Annotated in this window: 21 protein-coding genes and 3 pseudogenes; 19 read left to right on the forward strand and 5 right to left on the reverse strand. The window is 70.5% G+C overall.

The annotated features are described in order from the left end of the window. Nucleotides 1–23 precede the first annotated feature (23 nt). Genes tcuA through SM450_RS19195 form a run of 4 tightly spaced genes read left to right on the forward strand, consistent with a single transcriptional unit; the run spans nucleotide 24 to nucleotide 4,550 of the window. Complete coding sequence (tcuA, locus tag SM450_RS19180; RefSeq protein WP_474621110.1) at nucleotides 24–1,514, forward strand: FAD-dependent tricarballylate dehydrogenase TcuA; 1,491 nt, start codon at nucleotides 24–26, stop codon at nucleotides 1,512–1,514. Continuing rightward, nucleotides 1,511–2,527 carry an aldo/keto reductase gene (locus SM450_RS19185; protein ID WP_281587838.1) on the forward strand — a complete coding sequence of 339 codons (1,017 nt, stop codon included), beginning with the start codon at nucleotides 1,511–1,513 and terminating at the stop codon, nucleotides 2,525–2,527. Before tcuA ends, SM450_RS19185 begins: the two co-directional genes overlap by 4 nt. Before the next feature lie 17 nt (nucleotides 2,528–2,544). Continuing rightward, a complete protein-coding gene (locus SM450_RS19190; RefSeq protein ID WP_281587839.1) occupies nucleotides 2,545–3,375 on the forward strand; it encodes a phosphosulfolactate synthase in 831 nt (276 codons plus the stop codon). After that, nucleotides 3,372–4,550 (forward strand): MFS transporter, encoded by a 1,179-nt coding sequence (locus SM450_RS19195; RefSeq protein WP_474621111.1) that lies wholly within the window; start codon nucleotides 3,372–3,374, stop codon nucleotides 4,548–4,550. Before SM450_RS19190 ends, SM450_RS19195 begins: the two co-directional genes overlap by 4 nt. A gap of 196 nt (nucleotides 4,551–4,746) precedes the next feature. On the opposite strand, the pseudogene SM450_RS19200 reads toward SM450_RS19195, so the two are convergent. Both SM450_RS19200 and SM450_RS19205 read right to left on the reverse strand, forming a co-directional pair. Then, a pseudogene (locus SM450_RS19200) lies at nucleotides 4,747–4,919 on the reverse strand (short-chain dehydrogenase); the annotation flags it as partial. Nucleotides 4,920–5,022: 103 nt separating this feature from the next. Then, nucleotides 5,023–5,820, reverse strand: a complete 798-nt coding sequence (locus SM450_RS19205) for a hypothetical protein (protein WP_474621112.1) — start codon at nucleotides 5,818–5,820, stop codon at nucleotides 5,023–5,025. Nucleotides 5,821–6,017: 197 nt separating this feature from the next. Here SM450_RS19205 and SM450_RS19210 point away from each other — a divergent pair. The 10 genes and pseudogenes from SM450_RS19210 to SM450_RS19255 all read left to right on the forward strand — a co-directional run. Further along, a pseudogene (locus SM450_RS19210) lies at nucleotides 6,018–6,223 on the forward strand (5,6-dimethylbenzimidazole synthase); the annotation flags it as partial. A gap of 88 nt (nucleotides 6,224–6,311) precedes the next feature. After that, nucleotides 6,312–6,656: a hypothetical protein gene (locus tag SM450_RS19215; RefSeq protein ID WP_474621113.1), complete on the forward strand. Its 345-nt coding sequence runs from the start codon at nucleotides 6,312–6,314 to the stop codon at nucleotides 6,654–6,656. 372 nt (nucleotides 6,657–7,028) lie between these two features. Then, nucleotides 7,029–7,328: a hypothetical protein gene (locus SM450_RS19220; RefSeq protein WP_474621114.1), complete on the forward strand. Its 300-nt coding sequence runs from the start codon at nucleotides 7,029–7,031 to the stop codon at nucleotides 7,326–7,328. A gap of 535 nt (nucleotides 7,329–7,863) precedes the next feature. Further along, on the forward strand, nucleotides 7,864–9,033 hold the full coding sequence (locus tag SM450_RS19225; RefSeq protein ID WP_474621115.1) for a hypothetical protein: 1,170 nt from the start codon (nucleotides 7,864–7,866) through the stop codon (nucleotides 9,031–9,033). Next, nucleotides 8,978–9,814 (forward strand): ACP S-malonyltransferase, encoded by an 837-nt coding sequence (locus tag SM450_RS19230; RefSeq protein ID WP_474621116.1) that lies wholly within the window; start codon nucleotides 8,978–8,980, stop codon nucleotides 9,812–9,814. The genes SM450_RS19225 and SM450_RS19230 overlap by 56 nt, the downstream gene beginning before the upstream one ends. A 14-nt stretch (nucleotides 9,815–9,828) precedes the next feature. Continuing rightward, complete coding sequence (locus tag SM450_RS19235; protein WP_474621117.1) at nucleotides 9,829–13,425, forward strand: SDR family NAD(P)-dependent oxidoreductase; 3,597 nt, start codon at nucleotides 9,829–9,831, stop codon at nucleotides 13,423–13,425. A gap of 24 nt (nucleotides 13,426–13,449) precedes the next feature. Then, entirely contained in the window at nucleotides 13,450–14,817 is a 1,368-nt protein-coding gene (locus tag SM450_RS19240) for an MATE family efflux transporter (protein ID WP_474621118.1), read from the forward strand. Then, nucleotides 14,814–16,223 carry a condensation domain-containing protein gene (locus SM450_RS19245; protein ID WP_474621119.1) on the forward strand — a complete coding sequence of 470 codons (1,410 nt, stop codon included), beginning with the start codon at nucleotides 14,814–14,816 and terminating at the stop codon, nucleotides 16,221–16,223. Before SM450_RS19240 ends, SM450_RS19245 begins: the two co-directional genes overlap by 4 nt. A 62-nt stretch (nucleotides 16,224–16,285) precedes the next feature. Continuing rightward, entirely contained in the window at nucleotides 16,286–16,684 is a 399-nt protein-coding gene (locus tag SM450_RS19250; RefSeq protein ID WP_474621120.1) for a hypothetical protein, read from the forward strand. Between the two features lie 42 nt (nucleotides 16,685–16,726). Beyond that, nucleotides 16,727–17,185, forward strand: a complete 459-nt coding sequence (locus SM450_RS19255) for a DUF4913 domain-containing protein (protein ID WP_474621121.1) — start codon at nucleotides 16,727–16,729, stop codon at nucleotides 17,183–17,185. Between the two features lie 220 nt (nucleotides 17,186–17,405). On the opposite strand, the gene SM450_RS19260 is transcribed toward SM450_RS19255, so the two are convergent. Beyond that, nucleotides 17,406–18,260: a LysR family transcriptional regulator gene (locus SM450_RS19260; protein WP_474621122.1), complete on the reverse strand. Its 855-nt coding sequence runs from the start codon at nucleotides 18,258–18,260 to the stop codon at nucleotides 17,406–17,408. Nucleotides 18,261–18,355: 95 nt separating this feature from the next. On the opposite strand from SM450_RS19260, the gene SM450_RS19265 reads away from it, so the two are divergent. Beyond that, entirely contained in the window at nucleotides 18,356–19,057 is a 702-nt protein-coding gene (locus tag SM450_RS19265) for an SDR family NAD(P)-dependent oxidoreductase (RefSeq protein ID WP_474621123.1), read from the forward strand. A 288-nt stretch (nucleotides 19,058–19,345) separates the two neighbouring features. On the opposite strand, the gene SM450_RS19270 is transcribed toward SM450_RS19265, so the two are convergent. Together SM450_RS19270 and SM450_RS19275 are read right to left on the reverse strand one after the other, a co-directional pair. Next, the gene (locus SM450_RS19270; protein WP_474621124.1) at nucleotides 19,346–20,554 is read right to left on the reverse strand and encodes a DUF2254 domain-containing protein; all 1,209 of its coding nucleotides are present in this window, start codon (nucleotides 20,552–20,554) and stop codon (nucleotides 19,346–19,348) included. A gap of 106 nt (nucleotides 20,555–20,660) precedes the next feature. Next, nucleotides 20,661–20,855 (reverse strand): annotated as a pseudogene (locus SM450_RS19275) (low temperature requirement protein A); the annotation flags it as partial. Nucleotides 20,856–21,112: 257 nt separating this feature from the next. Here SM450_RS19275 and SM450_RS19280 point away from each other — a divergent pair. The 4 genes from SM450_RS19280 (at nucleotide 21,113) to SM450_RS19295 (ending at nucleotide 23,642) form a co-directional block, all read left to right on the forward strand. Beyond that, complete coding sequence (locus SM450_RS19280) at nucleotides 21,113–21,295, forward strand: hypothetical protein (RefSeq protein ID WP_474621125.1); 183 nt, start codon at nucleotides 21,113–21,115, stop codon at nucleotides 21,293–21,295. A 15-nt stretch (nucleotides 21,296–21,310) separates the two neighbouring features. Then, the gene (locus SM450_RS19285; RefSeq protein WP_474621126.1) at nucleotides 21,311–21,538 is read left to right on the forward strand and encodes a hypothetical protein; all 228 of its coding nucleotides are present in this window, start codon (nucleotides 21,311–21,313) and stop codon (nucleotides 21,536–21,538) included. Between the two features lie 14 nt (nucleotides 21,539–21,552). Beyond that, complete coding sequence (locus SM450_RS19290; protein WP_474621127.1) at nucleotides 21,553–21,732, forward strand: YetF domain-containing protein; 180 nt, start codon at nucleotides 21,553–21,555, stop codon at nucleotides 21,730–21,732. Nucleotides 21,733–21,875: 143 nt separating this feature from the next. Continuing rightward, a complete protein-coding gene (locus tag SM450_RS19295; RefSeq protein ID WP_474621128.1) occupies nucleotides 21,876–23,642 on the forward strand; it encodes a thiamine pyrophosphate-dependent enzyme in 1,767 nt (588 codons plus the stop codon). Nucleotides 23,643–24,074 lie beyond the last annotated feature (432 nt).

Here is a 24,074-nt window from a genome sequence, read left to right on the forward strand (position 1 = left end):
CGCCCCACGAACCAGGGAGAACCATGAGCGACTACGACTACGACGTCCTCGTCGTCGGGGCCGGCAACGCCGCCTTCTCGGCCGCGCACGCCGCCCGGGAGCAGGTTTCCCGGGTCGGCATGCTGGAGAAGGCGACCACGGCGGAACTCGGCGGAAACTCCTACTTCACGCTCGGATCCTTCCGGGCCACCTACCACGGCCTCGACGACCTGCGCCCGATCCTCAGCGAGCTCGACGAGCGCGAGGCCGACCGGTACGACCTGGACCCGTACCCGGTGGAGAGCTTCGCCGCCGACATGCTCCGGCTCACCCGGGGCCGGACCGACCCGACCCTGATGCGGATCCTCGTCGAGGATTCCTTCCCCACCCTCCGGTGGCTGCACGGGCACGGGGTCAAGTTCAAGCTCCAGTCCGACAACCAGGTCTTCGAGGTCAACGGCCGGAAGAAGTTCTGGGGCGGTGGCACCATCGCCACCGTCGGCGGCGGCATCGGGCTCATCGAGCAGCACCTCGCCGCCGCCAAGGCCACCGGCATCGACGTGCGCGCCGAACACCAGATGACCGGCTTCCTGGTCGGCCCGACCGGGGCCGTGGAGGGCGTGGTGTGCCGCACCCCACAGGGCGAACGGCAGATCCGGGCCCGCGCGGTGGTGCTCGCCTCCGGCGGCTTCGAGGCCGACGCCCGGCTGCGGGCGGTGCACCTCGGCCCCGGCTGGGACACCGCCAAGGTGCGCGGCAGCCGGCACAACACCGGCGAGGGCCTGATGAGCGCGCTCGGCATCGGCGCGCAGGCGTACGGCAACTGGTCCGGCGCGCACGCGGTGGCCTGGGACATCAACGCCGGCCCGTACGGCAACCGGGTGCTCACCAACAAGCTGCAACGACACTCGTACCCGTTCGGGATCACCGTCAACGTGGAGGGCGACCGGTTCGTCGACGAGGGGGCGGACTTCCGCAACTACACGTACGCCAAGATCGGGTCGGCGATCCTGCGGCAGACCGGCGGCCTCGCGCACCAGATCTTCGACCAGCGCGGCGTCGGCCTGCTTCGCACCGACTACGGCCACGACGGGGCCAGCCAGGTCGTCGCCGACTCGATCCGCGAGCTGGCCGAGAAGCTCGACCTGAACCCGGACCGGCTGGAGCGGACGATCAGCGGGTACAACGCGTCGGTCGTCGACCGACCGTTCGACCCGACCGTGCTGGACGGGCTGGCCACCAGCGGCCTCGAACCACCCAAGAGCAACTGGGCCCAACCGATCGACCGGCCCCCGTACGTCGCGTTCCCGGTCGGCTGCGCGATCACCTTCACCTACGGTGGAGTCCGCGTCGACGAGGACGCCCGGGTGCTCAACCAGGCCGACCAGCCGATCCCCGGCCTGCACGCGGCCGGCGAGGTGGTCGGCGGCCTCTTCTACGACAACTACCCCGGCGGCAGCGGGCTGATGTCCGGCGCGGTCTTCGGCCGCCGGGCCGGCCGGACCGCCGCCCGGCACAGCCGGGACCGGGGATGACCGGACCAGCCACCGTCCTGCTCGGCGACACCGGGGTACGGGCGCCCCGGGTCGTCCTGGGCACCGCCACCTTCGGCGCGCAGTGCGACGAGGCGACCTCCCGGGACATCCTGGACCGGGCGCTGGAGCGGGGCATGTCCTGGCTGGACACCGCGACCAGCTACCCGCTGGGCAGCGGCGCGGACGCCGTCGGCGGCACCGAGGAGCTGCTCGGCCGGTGGCTGCCCGGCCGGCGCGACCAGGTCTTCCTCGCCACCAAGGTCTACAACCGGACCGGGCCCGCCCCCTGGCAGCTCGGCCTGTCCCGCAAACACCTGCTGGCCGCCGTCGACGGGTCGCTGGCCCGACTCGGCACCGACCACATCGACCTGCTGCAACTGCACCGGTACGACCGATCGACGCCGATCGAGGAGACCCTGGCCGCGCTGGACACGCTGGTCCGCGCCGGCAAGGTCCGGTACGTGGGCTGCTGCAACTTCCTGGCGTACCAGCTCGCCCGGGCGCTCACCCTCGGCGAGCTGGCCGGGCTGCCCCGACTGCGCACCGCGCAACTGCGGTACAGCCTGGTGCGACGCGGCGCGGAGATCGAGGCGTTCCGGCTGTGCCGGGAGCAGCGGGTCGCCGTGCTCGCGTTCAACCTGCTCGCCGGCGGCGTTCTGACCGGCCGGTACGACCGCAACCGGCCACCACCGGCGGGCAGCCGGTTCGCGGTGGGCGCGGCCGGCCGCCGCTACACCGAGCGGTACTGGACCGACGCCACGTTCGCCACCGTCGACGCCCTGTCGACGGTGGCCGCGCGGGCCGGGAGCACGCTCGCCGTGCTGGCCACCGCCTGGGGGCTGCGCCACCCGGACGTGACCGCGCCGATCGTCGGGGTGAGCCGGGTCGACCAGCTCGACGCGGTCACCGACGCGCTGGAGCTGGAGCTGCCCGACGACGTGTGGACCGAGGTGGACCGGCTCACCGCCGGACACCGCCACCAGGTCGAAGACATCGAGTTCGAGTCGAGCTGACGAGGAGATCCATCCTGATGAGCACCACCCCCGAGCGGTCCTTCCCGTTCCTGCGCCTCAACGAGCGGCCGGACAAGCCGCGCACCGTCGGGCTTACCGAGATCCGCGGTCCCTACTACACCTCGTTCGGTCCTGACCACCTGCGTGACCTGCTGGAGTCCGTCGGCCCGCACGTGGACTCGTTCAAGTTCCCCGGCGCGTCGATGCCGCTGATGTCTGAGGCGACCCTGAAGAAGTTCATCGACGTCTGCCACGACCACAACGTCGAGGTCTCCACCGGCGGGCTCATCGAGTTCGTGCTGACCCGGGGCCCCGACGCGGTGGAACAGTACTTCCAGGCCATCGCCCGGTACGAGTTCGACATCGTGGAGATCTCCGTCGGCATGCTGGCCATCGCCGCCTCCGACTACCTGCGGCTGATCGAACGCGGACGCAAAGCCGGACTCAAGGTGAAGGCCGAGGTCGGCATCCAGTTCGGGGCCGGCGGCACCTCGTCGGTGGAGGAACTCGCCGCCGAGGGCACCGGCGACCCGAGCTACGCGGTGCAACGCGCCCGCCGCGCGTTCGACGCCGGCGCGAACCTGGTCATGCTGGAGTCCGAGGGGATCACCGAGCAGGTCCGCGCCTGGCGCACCGACGTGCCGGCGCTGTTCATCGCCGAGTTCGGCCTGGAGTCGGTGATGTTCGAGGCCGCCGACCCGCCGGTCTTCGAGTGGTACGTGAAGAACTACGGCCCCGAGGTCAACGTCTTCATCGACCACAGCCAGGTCTACCAGCTCGAATGCCTCCGCTCCGGGATCTGGGGCACCAAGGGCCTCTGGGGCCGGGTCGTCAGCTACAAGGGGTGACCCGCCGGGCCGTCGGGTGGCCGCTGCTCGTCCAGGCCGGCCTGGTGCTGGGCGGGTACGCGGCCGTCCGCCCGATGACCGGGTACCGGGCCATCGAGTTGCAGGCCGGCAACACCGGCATCGGGCTGCTCGCGGCCAGCTTCTCGGTACTGCCGTTGCTGCTCGCGTACCCGGTGGGCCGGCAGGCCGACCGGTTCGGCCCGGCCCGGCTGATGGTGGTCGGCGTCGTGCTGTTCACCGGGGCGGGAGTGCTCGCCATGCTGGCCGGCAGCCTGCCGGTGCTGCTGGTGGCCAGCGCGCTGCTCGGTCTCGGCCAACTCGTCAGCGTTGTCGGCCAGCAGGCCACCGTCGCGGTGAGCGGCACCGCGAACCTCGACCGTGGTTTCGGCCTGCTCACCGCGGCCGGGGCGGTCGGGCAGGCGGTCGGCCCGCTGCTGGCTGCCGGGGCGGCGAGCGTCCCGGGCGTCGGCCCGTCACCGGCGGCCGTCGGGTTGGCCGTCGGCACGGCGATCTGCGCCGCCTCGGCGCTTTGCCTGAGACCATTGCTGCGGGCCGCGCCCCGGTCCCGCGCCCCGGCCCCCCGGTCGTCCTGGCGGGTGGCGGCCGGCATGGTCGGCGTACCCGGGATGGCCGCGACTCTGGTCGCCGGCGGCGTGGTGCTGGCGGCGCTCGACCTGCTCTCGGTCTTCCTGCCGGCCTGGGCCGACGAACGCGGTGTCCCGGTCGCGGCGGTGGGCGGGCTGCTCGCGCTGCGGGCCGCGGTCACCCTGCTCGCCCGGCTGGTCGTCGACCGGGTGGTGGCCCGCGCCGGCCGCCGGCTGACCATGGTGGCCTCGATCGCCGTCGCCGGGCTCGGCCTGCTGGTGCTGCCGCTGGTCCAGCTCCCCGGCGCCGCCGTTATCATGCTGCTCCTCGGGATCGGGCTGGGCGTGGCGCAACCGCTGGCAATGTCCTGGGTGGCCGACGCCGCCCGCCCCGGCACCCGGGGCGCCGCGATGGGCCTGCGGCTGACCGCGAACCGCCTCGCCCAGACCGCGCTGCCGGTCGCGGTGGGAGCCTTCTCCGCCGGCGCGGCCGGCGTGTTCTGGGCGGTCGGCGCGCTGCTCGCCCTCTCGGCGGGCGCCCTGCTCCGGATGCCTCCGGACCGAACCCGGCCGCCCGCTCCACCGGTGTAGAAACAACATCGGCCCTGTCTCACTTTCGGTGGTGACGAAGGGCGACAGACGCTGCGAAGGTTGATGACAACCAGCAGCGGGTGGCAGCGGTATGAACTCGCTTCCGTCCGATCTCGCCAAAGATGAGGCAAGATCGGACGGCGCATGGGGGGCATCTCGCTGGGAAGCCGTTCAGCGCTCATGACATCTCGCCCGGTTACCGCGGGCGGACGATCGGGTCGTAGACCCGGGCCGCGCCGTCGACCAGGTCGAGCGGGGCGTGGAAGCCGGCGTCCGCCAGCCGTATCTTCGTCGGGTGGGGTTGCTCGTCGGTGATCCAACCGTTGACGACGCTGGTCATGAGAATTCGTCGGTCAGCATTTCCTCGGCGCCGGTGCCCTCCATCGCCGACAGGTTCAAAGCACCAGGCACGTTGCGGCGGGCGGACAGGGGCGCGTAGCGGCACCACGCGCCGATCGGCGCGACGGCTGGCCTACAGGTGCAGCGGCACGATGAGGATCGTTGCGCAGTCGGGTGGGCCCGGGGGCACCCAAACCCGCAGTCGGACCGATGTGTCCTTCTCGCGTGTGTGAAGGTACACAACCCACGAGCCCTTGGTGGCGCGCTCCGCGGAGAGCGTCCGCGATGGGTGGTAGCCGGCCGCGATGACGGCAGCTCTCGCCGCTTCGACAGCCTCCTCGACAGTGAGCGGTGCGTCAGCCGACGGAGCGCGGCGGCGCCATCGCTCTGTTACCAGCCGAAACATCCGCCTCGCGGTGGCCACGACACCCGCGTCGATCCGGTTGCCGACCACCCCGCCGGCCGCGGCGGCGCCCAGGAACTTCGCGACCTCCACGACGATGTCGTGGCTGGGCGCGGAAAGCGGTGGGTTCGCAGCGAGGTCGGAGGGACGGCGACGATCAAATGCGATCCACGCCTCGGCGGGTCCGCAGTCCACAGGTTCGCGCAGCAGCGCGCCATAGGCGAGGAGCATCCGCCGCAGGAAACCCCGAGAGACGACCTCGTCGCATCCGGCGAGATGCGCCGCGAGGGCAACTGCCCCGTCGTCGAACTGATCCGCATCCTCGGATTGGAGCTTGCGAGGCTCATCCTGGAGCTGCTCGCTGTGTGGACAGCTGAAGCCAAGGCAATAGTCACTCGCGATCCGGGCCCCTGGCCCCCACTGCCAGGACATGTCGTAGCCCGACACCTCTTGGCGAATCTTTCCGGCCAATGCTGCCTTCAGCCGAGGCTGACCGGTGACATGTCGATCCTCGTCGTAGGCAACCATTCCCCACCGAAATTTCTAATACCGTGAGGTGATGATAACCGCAGTCCGCCACGTGCACGTCCAGCCGCACGAAGCTCGGAGCTGCCACGGCTTAGCCTCGACGCTGATTTTTTTCGCCGGGGTTGTGGAGTCGACGCTGTCGATCGTCGTCACGTACGACCCTCAGCGCGGCCGGGCTCGGGTGGCACGTCATCGTCGCCGAAGGGCTTGGCGTGGGTTGGGTCTCCTTCTGTCGGAAGGCGTTCCTTGCCGAACTGCTGGGCGTGCCGGCCGGTGGCCCGGTTCTGCGTCGGCCGGTCACGCGCCCGGAGGTCGTGCCTGACCTGGAACGGCACGGGTGGCGGCGGCCTGGGACATCGCCGAGGCGGTGCACCGCGACCGCTGGCCGCGCCGGGGTGATTGATCGACCGAACGGCCAATCCAGGTACGTCTATGTGATGGTTACGCTGGCGTTGCATTGAGTCATCGCTTGGCTACGTTGGGGGAGTTCCATGCGTACCACCGTCAAGGTCCTTGCCGCGTCCGCGCTTGCCGCTCTGGGCCTCGCCGCCGCCGGTGCCACCCCGGCCCTCGCCGCCGCCGCAGCGCCCTTCTGCGAGTCCGGCGCCTCGCAGTTCTACTGCGACGGCAGCAGCACCGGCACGACGACCTGGAGCGTCACCTGGTACTCCGGCAGCGTCGGCACCTTCACGACCGCCGGGTCGACCCTCTTCGCCGCCTGCCCGGCCAGCAACCTCGGTCACCCCGTGCGGGCCAGCTACAGCTACTTCGACGGCAGCACGACCCAGTACAGCGGCACCACCCAGTTCATCTGCCGCAGCGGCCCCTGGCAGTAGAGCCGTCCGCCGGCGTACGGGTCACCCGCGTGCTCTTTCCATCGACCTGCCTCAACCCCAGGTCGTCACGCAGGCGACGTCGGACGAACCTGGTCATTCGAGATCTGTGGCAGGGCCGGGTCCCCATGGGCGGTGGTGCCGGCGCAGCAATGGGATGGCCGGCCGGCGCGCACCTCAACCGCGCGCCGTGCTGTCGTTCGCCACCAGCTCGACCGCCTGAGGCGAAGCGGCACGCCCCGGGCCGAGCCCCAGCCGTACGAACAGTTCAGCGTCCCGGCCGATGCCGCCTGAGATCGTTCGACCCCCAGCCATGTTCCGGGACTGCCGGGGACCCTTTGGCAACCGACCACCACCTATCCGAGGAGCTAGCTTATGTCCACAGTCCGACGACTCACCGCCGCTGCGGCGCTCGCCACGGCGATGCTGGCATCGAGCCTCACCGCCGCCTCTCCGGCTTCGGCTGCCCCGCCGGGGGTGCAGGTCTTCACCGGCTACGGCATCAGCTCGATCCCGCAGATCGCATTGATCAACGCCCAGAACCAGGCCCGTAACCTGGCCTATGCCGCAGGTTATCCGGAGCCGTTCATCCAGTGCGCCAACGGGGCGTCCTGGGTGACTCAGTCGATGCCCAACTTCTACTCGGCGCAGGCCCAGATCATCTGCGCCGCGTGAAAGCTCCCCCGGGTGACCGGGTCGAAGTGTCGATCGTGCCAGGGCTGCTGCCAAGCGCAGCCTGCCGTGGTGAGCACACCCAGCGACGACTGAACGGCGACGCTCCCACGTAAGCGTATGGGGGTGCGGCGGCCGGCGGGCCCATCGGAAGCTCGCCGGCCGACTGCCGGTGCGCTCGCCGCGCAATGGGTCACCGGGCAGCCAAGTCCGGAAACAAGCCTCCGGCCCGACGCGCTATTGGACCGGAAAGTCGGCTGACCTCGCATTGGCCATGTCATTTCTGTTAACCACAATTGACATTCGTGTGAAGTTAGCGGCGGGCTCCGTCACCGCCCGTGACGAAGCGCAGGATCCGTCCCAACCGGCGGATCGACGATCCGCCACTGCCCGCCAACGAGCTTGTTTACATTGAGGCATATCATTTGCTAGTGTCCCCGATACGAAAAGCCACAAGCCATGCGGGCAGGCTTTATTCAGCCGCAGGTCACCCCGACCCCATATCGATCACTCAGTGGCCCGAAAGTGGAGGTCGGCTGTGCGTACGCTGCTGCTCTTCGATGGCCTTGGCGGCACCAACGACAATCTCCTACCGGCGCTCCGCAGCCTTTTCGCCACTCCCGAGAATGCGGCTTACTGCCAGGCTGTGAGGGAAACCCTCGACCAGGTGGCGGCCTATCTCGACCCGCCGACACCGGCACGGAGCGGGCCGGCGGATCTTCCGCTGCGGCAATGGCTGGGTCCGGCGACCGGCGCCTCCGACGAGGTCCTGCGCAACTCGGTTTCCGCCGGGCTCTGCGTGCACATCCTCCAGGTCTGCCACCTGCAACCGGCTCGGCGCCGCGCGGAGGGCGTCGTCGGGTCGCTGGGCCACAGCATCGGTCTGCTGGCCGCCATGATCGCCGGGATGCGGCTGCGGCGGATGGACGAGTTCCTGGACGTGGCCTCCGTGTGCCTGCGGTTGTTAGCGCTAACCCTGGTCCGGGGACATCAGCTCACCACCGCCGCCACGCCCGACGCCGACGCCGTCGACCGCTATCTGGCCAAGGCCCGCCGGGGTGCCCCACCTGGGCCGATGGCCTCCCTTGCCGGCCTGCCCCGGGACGACCTGCGAGGCATCGTCGAGGCGTTCAACACCGGCGGGGGGTCACTTTCGGTGAGCCTGGTCAACTCGCCGGACACCTACGTGCTCAGCGGCCCGGCGGGGGAGTTGCTCGACCTCTACGTCGACCACGAGGCGCTGTTCGAGCGGACCGGCGTGAGCTGGGCGTTCCTGACCACCACCATCCCGTTCCACAGCGCGCACCTCGCGCCGGCGGCGGAGCGGGTCGGCGGCGACCTGCACTTCATCGGCGACCTGCCGGGCGGCGACAGACTGCGGCTGCCGGTGTACGCCACCGACGGCCCACGCAATCTCCAGGGGTCGTCGGATCTGGTGGATGAGTTCCTCACCCAGGTACTTCTCCGCCCCATCGAATGGGAACTCGTGACGCGACACGCAATCGACGACGCGGCCGTCGACCACATCGTGGACTGCGGGCCGGGGCCGGCCGCACGACGGTTTACCAGGGAGTGCCTGCGGGGCAGCGCGCAACGTCTGGTTTTTGAGCCGATCCAACAGTTTTCCGCTGCCCAGGCGACAGGAGGCCAGCATGCAGTGTCTGCTCTTTCCCGGCCAGGGCGTGCAGCGCAAAGGAATGGGCGCTGATCTCTTCGCCCAGTTTCCGGAGACGACCGCGCTGGCGGACGGGATTCTGGGTTACTCCATCGAGGAGCTGTGCACCCGGGATCCGCACAGAAGGCTGCGGGACACCCAATTCGCCCAGCCCGCCGTTTTTGTGGTCAACGCATTGCTGGGAATGCAGCGGGCCAACGAGCAGCCGGACGCCTACCGGTTCTTCGCCGGACACAGTCTGGGCGAGTACAACGCGCTGGTCGCGGCCGGCGTGCTCGATTTCGGTACCGCGCTGCGGCTGGTACGACGCCGAGGGGAGCTGATGGCCGGTGTCACCGGCGGAGCCATGTCGGCGGTGCAGGGGGTGCCGGCCGCCTTCGTCCAGCGCGTCCTGCGGGAGACCGGGCTGTCCAGCGTCCACGTGGCGAACCTGAACGCCGACACGCAGACCGCGATAGCCGGCGATCGGGTCGAGGTCGCCGTCGCGGCCAAGGCGATCGGCGCCCTGCCCGGTGCCCGAGTCGTCCCGCTCAACGTCAGCGGGCCGTTCCACAGCCCCCTGATGGCGCCGGTCGAGCCCGCACTGCGCGAACTGCTGCAAGCCTGCGCGTTCGCCGACGGCCACGGCACCGTGGTGTCCAGCGTGACCGGTGCGGTCTTCCGCCCCGACGAGGGCGCCGAACTGCTGGCCCGCCAGGTGTCCACGCCGGTGCAGTGGGTGCGCGCGGTCACCACGTTGCGGGCGGCGGGAGTGACCCGGTTCGACGAGGTCCACGGAAGCACCCTGACCGCGCTGGTGAGCCGGATCCACTGAAGGGACAACGGAGCATGAGCATCGCGATCGTCGGCACCTCGGTGGAACTGCCCGGGGTGGACGGCCTGGAAGACCTCTGGCGGGTCATCAGTACGGGCGCCAGCCTCACCCGGCCGTTCCCGCCGCACCGCCGGGACACCCTGGCCGAGTACATCCACTATCTGCGGGCCACCACCGTCGAGCCGGTGGAGGATGACGACCTGGACTTCCACAACGGCTGCTTCCTCGACACCGTCGACACGTTCGACTACGCCGTGTTCGGGATGACCCCCCGGCAGGCCACGCTCACCGATCCGCACCACCGCATGGTGCTGCGCGCCATGTTCCTCGCCCTGGAGGACGCCGGATACTCCGCCGACCGGCTCCGTGGCAGCCGGACCGGGGTCTTCGTCGGCTTCGCGACCAACCCGGGCGCGACCTACATGGACTACCTCTCCCGGATCGAGCCCTCGGCCAGCCAGCAGGCGATCACCGGCAACATCCCGGCCATGCTGGCCAACCGCCTCTCCCACCTGCTCGACCTGCGGGGGCCGAGCATTGTCGTCGACACCGCCTGCTCGGCCACCCTGGTCGCGGTGCACCAGGCCAAGAACGCCCTGCTGGCGGGGGACTGCGAGCTGGCGGTGGTGGGCGGCGCCCGGATCGTCTTCGCGCCGGTCAAGCATCCCCACTCGGCGATCGGCATCGAGTCGTCCGACGGTGTCACCCGGACGTTCGACGAGGCCGCCGACGGCACCGGCTTCGGTGAGGGCTCCGGCGCCGTCGTGCTCAAACGGACCGAGCAGGCCATCGCCGACGGTGACCAGATCTACGCGATCCTGAAGGGCAGCGCGGTCAACCACGACGGCCACACCGACGGCATCACCAGCCCCAACTCCCAGGCGCAGGCCGACCTGCTGCTCGCGGCGTGGCAGAACGCCGGCATCGACCCGCGCACGCTCGGCTACTTCGAGGCCCACGGCACGGCCACCCGGGTGGGCGACCCGATCGAGCACGAGGGCATGAAGCTGGCCTTCGCCCAGCACACGGCGGAGCGGAACTTCTGCGCGGTGGGCACGGTCAAGGCGAACGTGGGCCATCTGTTCGAGGGCTCCGGGGTGATCGGCCTACTCAAGGCGGTGGCGGTGCTGCGGCATCGGATGCTCCCGCCACAGGCCAACTTCGTCACGCCCAACCCCAAACTCGACTTCGCCACCGGACCGCTCTTCGTCCCCACCGAACTGCGTCCGTGGGAGTCGCCGACGGGCCCGCGTCGCTGCGGGGTGAGCGCGTTCGGCCTGGGCGGCACGAACGCCCACGTCGTGGTCGAGGAGTACGTCGCGGCGCCCCGCCCGCTCGCCCCCGCCGGTGAACACCTGTTCACGCTGAGCGCGGCCACGCCCCGTTCACTGACCGGGCTGGTCCGCAGCTATCTGGCGTTCATCGACGGCGGCGGGCTGGACGACCTCGACATCGCCGACGTCTGCTACACCACCCAGGTCTCGCGTTCGGCACACCGCTATCGGATCGCCCTGCTTGTCACCGGCCCCGACGATCTCCGCCGAGCGCTGGAAGGGGTCCTCGCCGACATCCCGCAACCCGTCGTCGGCCGGCTCGCCGAGGCGGCGGAGGAATACCTGCGGGGCGCTCCGGTCGACTGGCGGGCACTCGCCGCCGGCCAGGCGCGTCGGGTCGTCCGGCTGCCCCGCTACGTCTTCGACGAGAGCACCGCCTGGCTGAGCTTCCCGGACGACTGGCGGCAGACGTTGTCGCTGGAGCGCGCCACCGAGCACCATCCGGTGACGCACGACGTCGAACTCCGGCCCATGCCGGCAGCGGCACCGGAGACGACCCCGGCGGGCACCGTACTGGCGCTTGTCGACCCGGCGACCGAGGCCGGCGGGTTGCTGGCCGCCGCCCTGCCCGCGGCGAGTCGGATCGTCCGCCTCGGTGAGCCGGTCGGCCCCGGCGAAGAGGTGTTCGCGGCCGACAGCGTGGCGTCGATCGAACGCATCGTGCGGCTCGTCGACGAACACGACGTCACCCACCTCGTCTACGCCCTGGCGTTCGAGGACCGTGCGGCGACCGACATCGAGGAGGTCGAACGTCGATCCACCAAGAACCTGTACGGCCTCTTCCACCTGACCAAGGCGCTGATGGCTGCCGGCGCGAAGCTCGACCTGGTGGTGCTGACCCGGACCGCGGTCAGCGCCCACCAGGGCGAGACGACGGCGGTCACCGAGAACGCCGCGCTTGTCGGCTTCGGCAAGGTGATCGTGCGGGAGTACCCGTACGTCAAGGTCAGGCACATCGACGTCGACCTGGCCGTGTCCCCGGCCGCGCTACGCGCGGAGATCCTCGCCGACGAGCACGGCCTGTCGGTCCTCCGGGGCGAGCAGCGGCTGCGCGAGGTCTTCGTCGAGGTCCCCGAGATCGACCTCAGCGTCGGGGCCGAGGGGCCGCGGCCGTCTCTCAAGCCGGGTGGCACCTACCTGATCACCGGCGGCACCGGCGCGCTCGGCCTCGCCGTCGCCCGCGACTTCGCCGTCGCCCAGCACGACATCACGGTGATCCTGCTCAGCCGATCCGGACTGCCGCCCCGCGACCGGTGGGACGAGTTGACCGGGCCCGCTTCGGACGGTCCGCAGGCGAACCGGATCCGGGCGGTGCAGGAGATGGAGGCACTGGGCGCCACGGTGGGCGCGGTGGCGGCCGACGCGGGCGACAGCAAGGCACTGGCCGAGGCGGTCGCCCAGATCCGCCTTCGACACGGCCGGATCGACGGCATCGTGCACGCCGCCGGCCTCCCCGGCGGAAGCACTGTCATGTTCCGCCACCTCGACGACTTCGACGCCGTCGTACGAGCGAAACTGCACGCCGCCTTCGTGCTCGACGAGGCGACCCGGGACGACCCGCCGGACTTCGTCGCGTACTTCTCCTCGGTCGCCTCGGTCTTTCCGGCCCCGGGTCAGGCCGACTACGCCGCCGCCAACTACTACCTGGACAACCTGGCCAGGTCCCGGGCCGGCGGGCGGTGCCACGTCATCGCGCTGGACTGGGTGGCCTGGAAGGAGATCGGCATGGCGGTCGACTTCGGCACCAACGGCGACACCATGTTCAAGGCCATCCCGACCGCGGTGGGCCTGGCCGTCCTCGACGCCGGCCTGCGCTCCCGCCGCTCGCGGCTCTTCGCCGGCGAACTCAACTACGGTGGCGAACTCATCCACCTGCTGCGTTCCTACGACGTCGGGCTCTCCGCCGACATCGAGGCGACTGTGGAACGGCACATGCACGCGCTGGAGGCCCGGCTGGCGAAGGCCACCGACAGGATCCAGTCGACGGTCGCGGCGGTGCCTGTCGAACTCGACGGCCGCGCCGGTGGCGACTACTCCGACACCGAACGGTCGGTCGCGCAGTGTCTGTCACTCGCCTTCGGCTACGACCGGCTCGACGTGGAGGCCGACTTCTTCGACCTGGGCGGCGACTCCATCATGGCGACCACGGTGGCCAACAACATCGCGGTCTACCACGGTGTGTCGTACGACGTCGCGGACCTGCTCGCCGACCGCACCGTCGCCGAGATCGCGTACCACGTCGACGAACTGCGGGAGTTCGGCGCGAGCGGCAACTGAGCGACGACCGGGATCGGGGACGTCATGACCGACATGACAAAGGGGCCGCCGCTCCGGCAGATCGTCGGCTTCGCCCTGCCGCTGACCGCGGCCAGTCTGTTCCAGCAGGTGTACCTCCTCGTCGATGGCATCGTCGTCGGGCGCTACGTCGGCGTCGAGGGGCTGGCCGCGGTCGGGGCGAGCGGGCCGCTGTTCTATCTGCTGAACGCGATGTTCATCGGGCTCGGTACCGCGTTCACCATCCGCCTGGCGCACCTGCGCGGCGCCGGGCAGGACCGGCAGCGGCGCGACGTCGTGGTTTCCCTGGCCCTGGTCACGGTCGTCTGGATCGTGGGCTGCGTGCTGCTGGTCACCGTGCTGGCCGAGCCGGTGCTTGCGCTGATGGGAATCACGGGCGAGTTGGCCGAGCAGTGCGCCCGCTTCATCCAGGTGCTCTCCCTCGGTTTCCCAGGCATCTTCGGGTCCGCCGCGGTCAGCGCCTACCTACGCGGCCTCGGCAACTCGCGGGCGGCGATGTGGGTGCAGGCCGCCGGGAACCTGCTGAACATCGGGCTGGCCCTGCTCTTCGTCGGTGGACTGGGCTTCGGAATCGCCGGTGCCGCGTTGGCCACGGCGGTGGCCAGCAGCGCCGCCGCGGTCATCGGAGTCGTCGCGTCGGCCCGGATCTATCCCCTGCCACCCGGCCGGCCCGCCCGCGAGGCCGTACGCGGCGAACTCGTCGACGCCACCCGGCTCGGTCTGCCGCTGGCCACGCAGCACATCATCCTCGCCGTCGGGATCATGGTGCTGGTCTGGATCATCGAGCCGTACGGCGAGGTGGTGATGGCGGCCTTCACCGTCGTCGCACGGGTCGAGGCGTTCAGTGCCATCCTGTTCCTGTCCTTCTCCGGGGCGGTCACCACGTTCGCGGCGCAGAACCTCGGCGCCGGCCACCACGAACGGGCCAGGCACGCCCTGTTGCGGACCCTGGGGTTGACCTTCGCGCTGACGCTGGTGTTCTCCGCCGTGGTCCTGCTGGCACGCGCCCCGATCGCCGCGCTGTTCACCGACGACCCGACCACCCGGCGGGTCACCGGCGAGTACCTGACGATCATCTTTCCCTTCCTGCCGCTCTACACCCTGATGGTGGTCCTGCACGGCTACCTCAACGGTGCCCGCCGCACCACGGCACCACTGATCTGCACCATCGTCGCCTTCGTCATGGTTCAGATCCCGTTCGCGTACCTACTCAGCCGCCCGTTCGGCATCCACGCCATCATGTGGGCCGTGGTCGCGAGTTGGACCGTCGGTCTGTCGTACTCGACCTTCTGCCTGCGACAGGTACTCAGATCGCCGGCGAACCCGGCACCCGGCAATGTGTCCACCGTCGTGGAGGTGCCAAGCTCCCCATGATCACTATCCGCTCGGCCGACCTGGAGTTCCATGGTGGACGTTCCCGAACGGCCCCGCTGGCCTGGGGTCAGGAGGTCATCTGGGACCTGATCCGCGACTGGGAGGACACCCGATCGTACGCCGTGCTCATCAAGTGGCTGCCCATGCCGCTGCTGTTGAGCGTCGGCGACGTGCTGGAGAGCCTGGCTGAGCTGATCCGGCGCCACGAGGCGCTCCGCACCATGTACCACCCCACCGCCAGGGGCGACGCGATCCAGGAGGTCCTCGGCTCGGGGTCGCTCCCGGTCGAGCTGGTCGACCGCTCGGTCGACGATCCGAAGGACTACGCCAGCATCGTCACCGACTGCCTGGAGCGCGCCGCGGAACTCGGCTTCGACCATGACAAGGAACTTCCGGTCCGCTTCTCGGTGATCCTTCAGGACGGCATCCCGATCCTGCTCACGCTGGCCGTGTCGCATCTGTCCGCCGACTTCACCAGCGCTGAACTGCTGGTCACCGAACTCACCGCCCTGCTGGGAGCCCGCGCGGCCGGCGCGCCACCGCCACCCGCCCAGCCCGTGTCACAGCCGGCGGACCTCGCGCGGATGGAGAACGGGCCGCAGGGACAGCTACTGAACATCCAGGCTGCGCAGTTCATCCGGCGCCAGCTCGAACGAACCCGCCCGGAGATGCTGCCGGCACGGGCCACTCCGGTCACGCCACGGTTCTTCCGTGGGCAACTGGAGTCCGACGCAGTGGCCGTCGCGATCGGCCCGGCGGCCCGCCGCCACCGGACGACCCCCTCCACGATCCTGCTTTCCATCACCTCGGCGCTGATCCGGTGCGTCTGCCCGGGGCCCAACTACCCCATCGACATCATGCAGGGCAACCGCACGACACCGGAGCTGGCCGGCACGGTCAGCAACCTCAGCCAGGGGATCCTGACCGTGATCGAGCTGACCGCGGATTCCTTCGCCGCTCTGGTCCGTCACTGCTCGGCTGTGCTGGCGGAGGCGAGACGGTACGGCCGGCACCGCCAGCGCAGCACCCTGGACATGATCAGTTCGGCGGGGGCACGACGGGGATGCCAGTTCAACGACATCTGGTCGGCGCTGCCCGGCCGGCCCACGAGACCGCCCGCCACCCTCGACGAACTGGCCGCGACGACCCGGTCCACCACCTTCTCCTGGCCCGAGCGGGTGCCCATGAAGAACAAGGATCTCTTCATGGGGATCCGGGGCACCGCCGAGCGGATCCACCTCTCGCTGTTCGCCGACACGGCCCTGCTGCCGCCCGGCGACATCAGGGCGTTCCTCGACACGTTCGAGCGGGTCGCCGTGACCCTCGCGTACGAGGATCCCGCGCTTGAGCTGATTGCCGACTGGTTCGCCGAGAGCTGCGCCAGGTACGCCGAGATCGACCGCTGATCTGCAACCGCCACCGGGTCTGCCCGGGTAGGTCAGCCCCCAGCAGGCGATCAGGTGAACTCATGAAGTTGCAGAGAGGAGAGAAACCGAACTGGGACAGGGCGTTGAGTGGCCTCTCGAAGGCCATCGCGTACGGGGCGACCGCCGGCATCCCCGCTCAGGTGTACCGCGCGTACCAACCGGATGCTGGGGACTCCAATCAGGTGGTGTTCGACCGGAACGCGATGCGTTGGGCGGCTCTCCCCGCGGGTATCAGCGCGGCAGGGGCCTTCGCGTCCTTCGTGTTCGACAAGCGGGCGCGCGCCCAGATGGAGAAAGAGGCTCGGGCCAATCAGCATCACGGTGCCGCCGGCCTGGAATCCAGGGGTGCGGAGGGCCGGGAGCGGGGGCAGGAAGAAGTCGCGGTTCGCGACCGGCGCAAGGGCAAGGGCAAGGGCAGGGCCGCGGCGCCCGGATCCTGATGTTCGGTCCGGCTGTTGTCGCAGGATGTGAGGGCGGTATCCGTGGCGGGTGAGAATCAGCGGTCCGAGCCGGCCGGGGATGACGGTGCCGGGGCAGAGCCGAGGCGGGAGGCGCCCGCTGCCGAGACGACGGCTAAGCCGTTCTTCATTCTTTACCACAGTGGCCCGGACTACGTGGAAGAGCTGCGTCGGTTGTCGATGTGGGTGGAGAGGCTTCTGATCCCGGTGTACGGCGAGGAGGTGACGTCCGGGGCGCCGTGGTGCCCGCGCTGGCACGAGCACACCGAGGCCATCGCCTATTTCCACGGTCTCTGGCTGGCCTGGCAGGACAAGACCGGCCCAAAGGCCAGTCTGACCGGCCCGTCCGAATGGCACCGGGACCACCTCGGTCCCACCATGACCGTGCTCCGCAGCCCTTCGGGTCCCTTCGCAGGGTGTAAACCCGGGGCGCACCGGGCCAAGGAACGCCCACCTGTCGAACGTCAGGGCTCCGGGCGATGATGAGCTGACACCGGAGTGCGCCGGCCCACCGGAGACCGGACGGCGGGCCGGCACGCCGACCGGTTCTGGTTACCGCGACCGCCGCGAATCGGCCGGCCGTGGTCGAACTGGTCACAGGCGTGGCCGTGGCCGGCCAGCAGCCGGCGGGTGATCTCGGCGGGTACGGCTCCGGTGTACGCCTGAGCCTCGCCGAGCCTGAGCGAGTCGAATCGACGCGCCGTCAGGCGTGGGCGTGGGCGTGGTCGGCCGCGGCGGCGCGGGCGGCTCGCACGAAGGCCGCGACGTGTCGTGACCGGCTGTTCTCCGGCCATGCCACGACGAGCGTCGCTGGTGGGGCGTCTCGCACCGCACGGTACGTCACGCCGCGGTGGGGCCGGTCCAGCGCCGACTCGTCGACCATTGCCACCGCCCGACCCAGCGCGACGAGCTGCATCAGCTCGCCGACGTCGCGCACCACCGGTCCGGGGCCGCCGTCGACTGCCTCCGGCCACTGCGGCATCGTCTCGCCGGCCAGGTCCGCCAGGCACACGCTGTCACAGGCCACAAGCCGATGCCCCTCGGCCAGGGCGACTACCCGCCGCTCCACGCTGAGCGCCTCGCGTGCCAACCCCTGTAGGTCGTTCTGCGGATGGTGCAACAGGCCCACGTCGGCTCGCCCGCTGTGCAGCATCGCGGCCCGCTCGCCCAGCGAGAACGCGAACTGCACCGGCAGCGCGTCCGGTTCCGACTCGTACGCAGTCAGGATCCGCGGCAGCAGGCCCCCGTCGCCGCCGGGCTTCATCGCGAGTACCAGTGAACGCTGGGCAGCGCCGGCCCGACGCGATCGGTGTACCGCCGCCGATATCGCATCCAGCGCCACGCGGGCCTCGTCGAGCAGCACCTCACCCGCCGCGGTGAGTTGGTTGCCGCGGCTCGTGCGCTCCAGCAGCGCGACACCCATGCGGTGTTCCAGCCGCCGGATCGCGCGTGACAGCGGCGGCTGCGCGATGCCGAGGCGGGCCGCGGCCCGGCCGAAGTGCAGTTCCTCGGCGACTGCCACGAAGTACCGCAGCTCGCGGGTCTCGACGTCGTCCATACCGCAACGGTATCGGGCACCCACCCGATCGGTCTTGGACGGCGGTGTCGCCGCGCTGGTCGGATAGGGGTATGTCGACAACAAGGATCGCCCTGGTGACCGGGGCCAACCGGGGTATCGGCGCGGCGATCGCGCAAGGGCTCAGCGAGCGCGGCATGACCGTGGTCGTCGGGGCGCGCGACGCCGCCTCCGGCGAGCAGACCGCGCAACGTCTCGGCGGCCGTGCGGTGCCGCTCGACGTGACCGATGACGGCTCGGTGCGCGACGCTGTCGCTCTCGTGGAGCAGTGGTACGGACGGGTCGACGTGCTCGTCAACAACGCCGGCATCTCGGGCGGTCCCGCGGGTCAGCTCGCCGGCCAGGTGGACTTGGCGATCATGCGGGCGGTGTTCGAGACGAACCTGTTCGGCGTGGTGCGGCTCACCGAGGCGTTCCTACCGCTGCTGCGCAAGACGGTCGGCGCCCGCGTCATCAATGTCTCCAGCGGCACCGGGTCGATGGCCTGGCAGTCCGACCCGGGCCGCGCATTCGCCTCGTCGCAGATCGCGCTCGCCTACCCGACGTCGAAGGCGGCGCTGAACATGCTCACCGTGCTGTACGCCAAGGCCCTGGCCGCCGACGGGATCGCGGTCAACGCGGTGGCGCCGGGCGCATGTGCCACGGACTTCGCCGCCACACTGGGCCTGTCGCTGGAGCGTACCGCTGAGCAGGGCGCCGCGATCGCCGTACACCTGGCAACCGTGCCGGACAGCCCGACCGGCGCATTCCTCCAGGACGACGGGCCCGTCCCGTGGTGAGCCGAAGAGCCCACGCCCCGTCCGCGACGGGGCTCTGGCGTTCATCGTGTACTGGGACGAGATCAAGCGTGATGCTCCGGGCCGTACCCAGCGACGCCCGCCCGCACTGCCGGCCGGCGGACCCGCAGCCGACGCTTCACCGACGGGACACTCCTCGTGCTGTCCGTCCATCCGGCCGGCGCGGAACCGCCGGAACTGGTGACCGTGACCGTCCTCGTGACCGTGTGGAACTGGCCGCTAACGGTCGAGCCGGTCACGCCGGTCGTCGACCTGCTGCTGCCCGCCGACTCATGCCTGCCGGTTCTCGGTCCTGCGGGCGATGTCGGGCAGGTGTTCCGGCAGCGCCACGGAACGCAGATCGGCCAGCACGTCGTCCAGGAGGCGGGTGATCCGCGGCTGGTCGCGTCCCGCCCGCCGGACGTCGTCGACCGCGACCGCGAGGAAGCCGTCGAAGTCCTGCGCCCGCGCCCGTACGCGCGGTGTGCCGTCGGGGTCGTCGACGAGCAGGCGGTGACCCTGGCGGCCGGCCAGGCGGCGTAGCAGGTCGTGCATCTCCTGGACGCTGCGCACCGCGGTGGTGGTGTCGTTGATCCCGGGGGACAGGGCCCGTTCGGCGATGTCGGTCAGCTGCCGGAACCCGAACCCGACGTCCTGTCCGGGGGTCCGCTCCACGCCGAGGTTCACCGCGATGCACGCACGGGCGTCCGGCACGGGCGTGGGGGACGGGCCGCCGGGCTGTGGGTGGGCCGCGATAAGCGGTTGCCCGGCCACCACGAAGTCGCCCGGCGCGGGCAGGACCGACAGGGCGCAGTCGTGTTCGCGGGCGAGCGCGGCGAGCCGGCCGAGGTCGACGTGCTGGATCATGCCGGGCTGCACCGAGTTGATCACCTGCACCGGCGGGGTCAGGGGCGCGGCGGGCGCGGCGGCCGGTCCGACCGGATACTGCTCCTCGATGACCCGGCGGGTTTGGGCGCCGACCGCCGCGATGATGTGTGAGACCCGCATGACGGTGGTGACGTGGTGCAGGTAGTAGACGAACAGCCCGCTGCTGGCGAGCACGAGGACCATCGTCACGGCGAGCGACAGCTCCGGCAGCCGGGCGTCGGAGCCGGCCGGCAACGCCGCCAGCACCACCATGGCGAACAGCGCGGTTGCCAGGAAGGTGCCCAGAGCGGCTTGCGTGATCCGGTCCCGCAGAAAGGTCCGCAGCACCCGGGGGGAGTACTGGCTGCTGGCGAGTTGGACGGCCACCACGGTGATCGAGAAGACCAGTGCGGTGAACGAGATCATCGCGGTGATGATCGACGACAGCAGCGACCGGGCGCCGGCGACGCTGCTGGGCAGGAACCCGCCGGTCGGCAGGCCCAGCCGCAGCTCGGCCACCGACAGGCCGAGGGCCAGCAGCACGGCCCCGGCGGCGAACGCCGCCGGCACCAGCCAGAAGCCGGACCAGGCCGCCGCCAGGCGGGACCGGAGGGTGCGCGGAGTGCCGCTCATCCCCCCGTAGTCCCCGGTCGCGCCCATTTGCATACCTGGCGAGTTGATCGACGAAGGCCTGCGGGATCGAGATCGCCAGCACGAACACCGCTGCCATGATCCCGAAGCCGAGCACCGGAAGCACACCATGATCGGCGCGGACCACGTTGCCGAGGGCGGCGAAGCCGGTCCACCACCACCACCACCAGAGCAGCGCCACGACGACCACCTGCGACGCGGCCGGCTCGCGGGCGACGAGGCCGGTGACGTTGAGGAAGGCGAAGACGAAGATCAGGTCGTAGAACGGCTCCAGCCGGGTCACCCGGCTTGCCCGGCGCCACCGGGATCAACCACCGGGACCGGCGGAGACGCGGTGGGCTGCTCACCCGGCCAGTCTCGGGCATCCGGCGCGGGTGGATCCCGGCTTTGCCGTCGCCGCCACCGACTGAGAGCTGCGGCATCGCGGTGTGCGACGCGCCCCCACGGGTACGCCGCGGGCACGCAGTGGAAGGTGCGATGAGTGAGCGTTTGGTGGGCGTCCCACCGGGTAGCCGGCGGCTCTCGGCAAGGGGGTGGGCCATGGACCGCGGCAAGCTCGGTGACGTGGTGGTGGGGGCCGCGGGCGACGTGGCCGGCAGCGTGGTGGACCCGAAGGCGGGCCTGGGCCGGTTGCGCTCCGCGCTCACCGCGCGCGGGTTGGTGACGCTGACCGTCGGTGCGCTGCTCGGTTTTCTCGCGGCACGGTCGATGCGGCGGTCCTGAGCCCGGCCGTCGGGGATGGATGCCGTCACCGCTCTCATCGGTCACCCGGGCTGGCTGGTCTGGGTGGCGGTGAAGGCGTTCCTGCTCTACCTGACCGCCGTGTTCGCGATGCGCCTCGGTGGCCGCCGGACCCTCGCGGAACTGTCCGCGTACGACTTCGTGGCGGCCGTCGCGGTGGGCGCGGTCGTCGGGCGGCTGCCCAGCGCCCCGGACGCCAGCTACCTGTCCGGCGCGGTGGGCTGATCGAGAAGGGGCCGGTGGTGGTCGCCGGGGGCCGGGTGCTCACCGGCAACCTGCACCGCGCCGGTCTGACCCGGGCCGACCTGGACGTCCTGCTGCGCGAGCGCGGGGTGGGCGAGGTCGACGCCGTGCACATCGCCGTGCTGGAGGGGCGGGGACGGCTGTCCGTGCTGCCCGGGGACACCGGGCGTGGGTGACGGCGGCCCGAAACCGGCGACCCTGGTGGGTTTGTGGCGGGGGAGGCCGGGTAGCCGCCGCCCCGTCCGCCCTGCTCCGCGGTGTCCGGTGAAACCCCGCTGACGCGGACGAGGACGGGTGAACCCCGGAAGAGGAGGACGACGTGCAGGAGATCGTGGGCGAGAGCCTGGCCCGACGCCTGGTGGAGTGGGGGGTCGACACCGTGTTCGGCCTACCCGGCGACGGCATCAACGGCCTGATGGAGGGATTCCGCCGGCAGCGGGAGAAGCTGCGGTTCGTGCTTGTGCACCACGAGGAGGCGGCGGCGTTCATGGCCACCGGCTACGCCAAGGCCACCGGCCGGCTGGGGGTCTGCTGCGCCACGTCCGGGCCGGGGGCGATCCACCTGCTCAACGGGCTCTACGACGCCAAGCTCGACCACGTGCCGGTGTTGGCGATCACCGGCATGCAGGAGACGTCGGTGCTTGGCGCGCACTACCAGCAGGAGGTGCACACCACCCAGCTCTACCAGGACGTTGCCTCCTACAACCTGATGGTCACCAACCCGCAGCAGATGCCGGCGGTGGTGGACCTGGCGATCCGTGACGCGATGAGCAAGCGGACCGTGGCGCACCTGACCTTCCCCAACGACGTGCAGGTGGCGCCGGCCTCCGACGACCCGTACCGGCACGTGAGCCCGGGCAAGCCGCCGATGAGCGCCACCACGGTGTCGTACCCGCAGTTGCCGGCCGACCCGCGGGAGCTGGCGAAGGCGGCCGAGGTGCTCAGGGCCGGCCGCAAGGTGGCCATGCTTGTCGGCGTCGGCGCGCGCGGCGCCCGCGAGGAGGTGCTGGCGGTGGCCGAGGCCCTGGCCAGCCCGATCGTCAAGACGTTGCCGGGGAAGCTGGTGGTGCCCGACGACCACCCGTTGACCACCGGTGGGCTCGGCCTGCTCGGCACCGCGCCGAGCGAGGAGCTGATGGAGGAGTGCGACGCGCTGCTGATGGTGGGCACGTCCTTCCCGTACGGGAAGTATCTGCCCGGCCCGGGGCAGGCGAAGGTGGTGCAGATCGACGTGGACCCGAGCCTGATCGGGATGCGGCTGCCGGTCGACGCCCCGGTCTGCGCGGACGCCCGCCTGGCGCTGCGGGATCTGCTGCCGATGCTCGACCATGCCCCGGACCGGTCGTTCCTGGAGAAGTACCAGCGCAAGATGGGCGACTGGCGGTCGGAGATGACCAGCCTGGTGGACCCGGAGCGGTCACCGATCGCGCCGCAGTACCTGATGGGCTGCGTCGACGACGCCGCCGCGGACGACGCGATCCTGACCTGCGACTCGGGGACCATCGCCACCTGGTCGGCGCGGCACTGGACGATCCGCGGGCAACGGGAGTTCTACCTGTCAGGCAACCTGGCCACCATGGCGCCCGGCCTGCCCTATGCCATCGCCATGCAGCACGCCTATCCGGGCCGGCAGGTGATCGCGTTCGTCGGCGACGGCGGCTTCGCCATGCTGATGGCCGAGTTCCTCACCGCGGTCCGGCACGACCTGCCGATCAAGGTGGTGGTCAACAACAACAACTCGTACGGGCAGATCCTGTGGGAGCAGATCATCCTCGGTTATCCCGAGTACGCGGTGCGGCACCGCCAGCCGGAGGCCGACTTCTCCACCTGGGCGCGCGGCTGCGGCGCGTTCGGGGTGAAGGTGACCGACGCGAAGGTGCTGCCGGGCGCGATCCGGGAGGCCCTCGCGCACCCCGGTCCGGCGCTCGTCGACTGCGACGTCAACCCGAACGAGCCGCCGATGCCCGGCAAGATCAAATATGACCAGGCGAAACACTTCACCGAGGCGTTCCTACGCGGGCAGCCGCACAAGGTCGCCACCGTCGCGTCCGTCGCCCGCGACAAGATCAACGAGCTGCGCTCATGACCGCGGTGCTCCCCGACCCGGTCCTGCGTCCACCCGAGCCGGCCCGCGACATCGACCTGACCGCGCTCCGCCATCAATGGATAAATCGCTGACCTGCTGGAGTGCCGTTCCCGCATTTCGGTGGGCTTGGTGTGGGCCGTATTCACGCAGGCGCTCCAAGGAAGGGCGCGCCAGCTGCGTTGAACGGCATGAAAATGCAGGTCAGCAGGCGTGAATCGCCGTGAAGCGGCTGCCCGTTATGTTGGCTTTCGAAGTCCGGTCGGCGTCGAGTGCAGGATCCACCACGGAGTCGGGGGCATGAAGAGGTCACTTGCCGTTCGCTCTACACCGGTGTAGGAAATGTAGTGACGGGCGTGAATGTAAGCTGTCGCGGCTGTCGGGAGGGTTTCGGTGGCCGATCTCGATGGTGAGGCGCGTGCCTTCGATGCGGGA

This window comes from Micromonospora marincola (assembly GCF_056150385.1).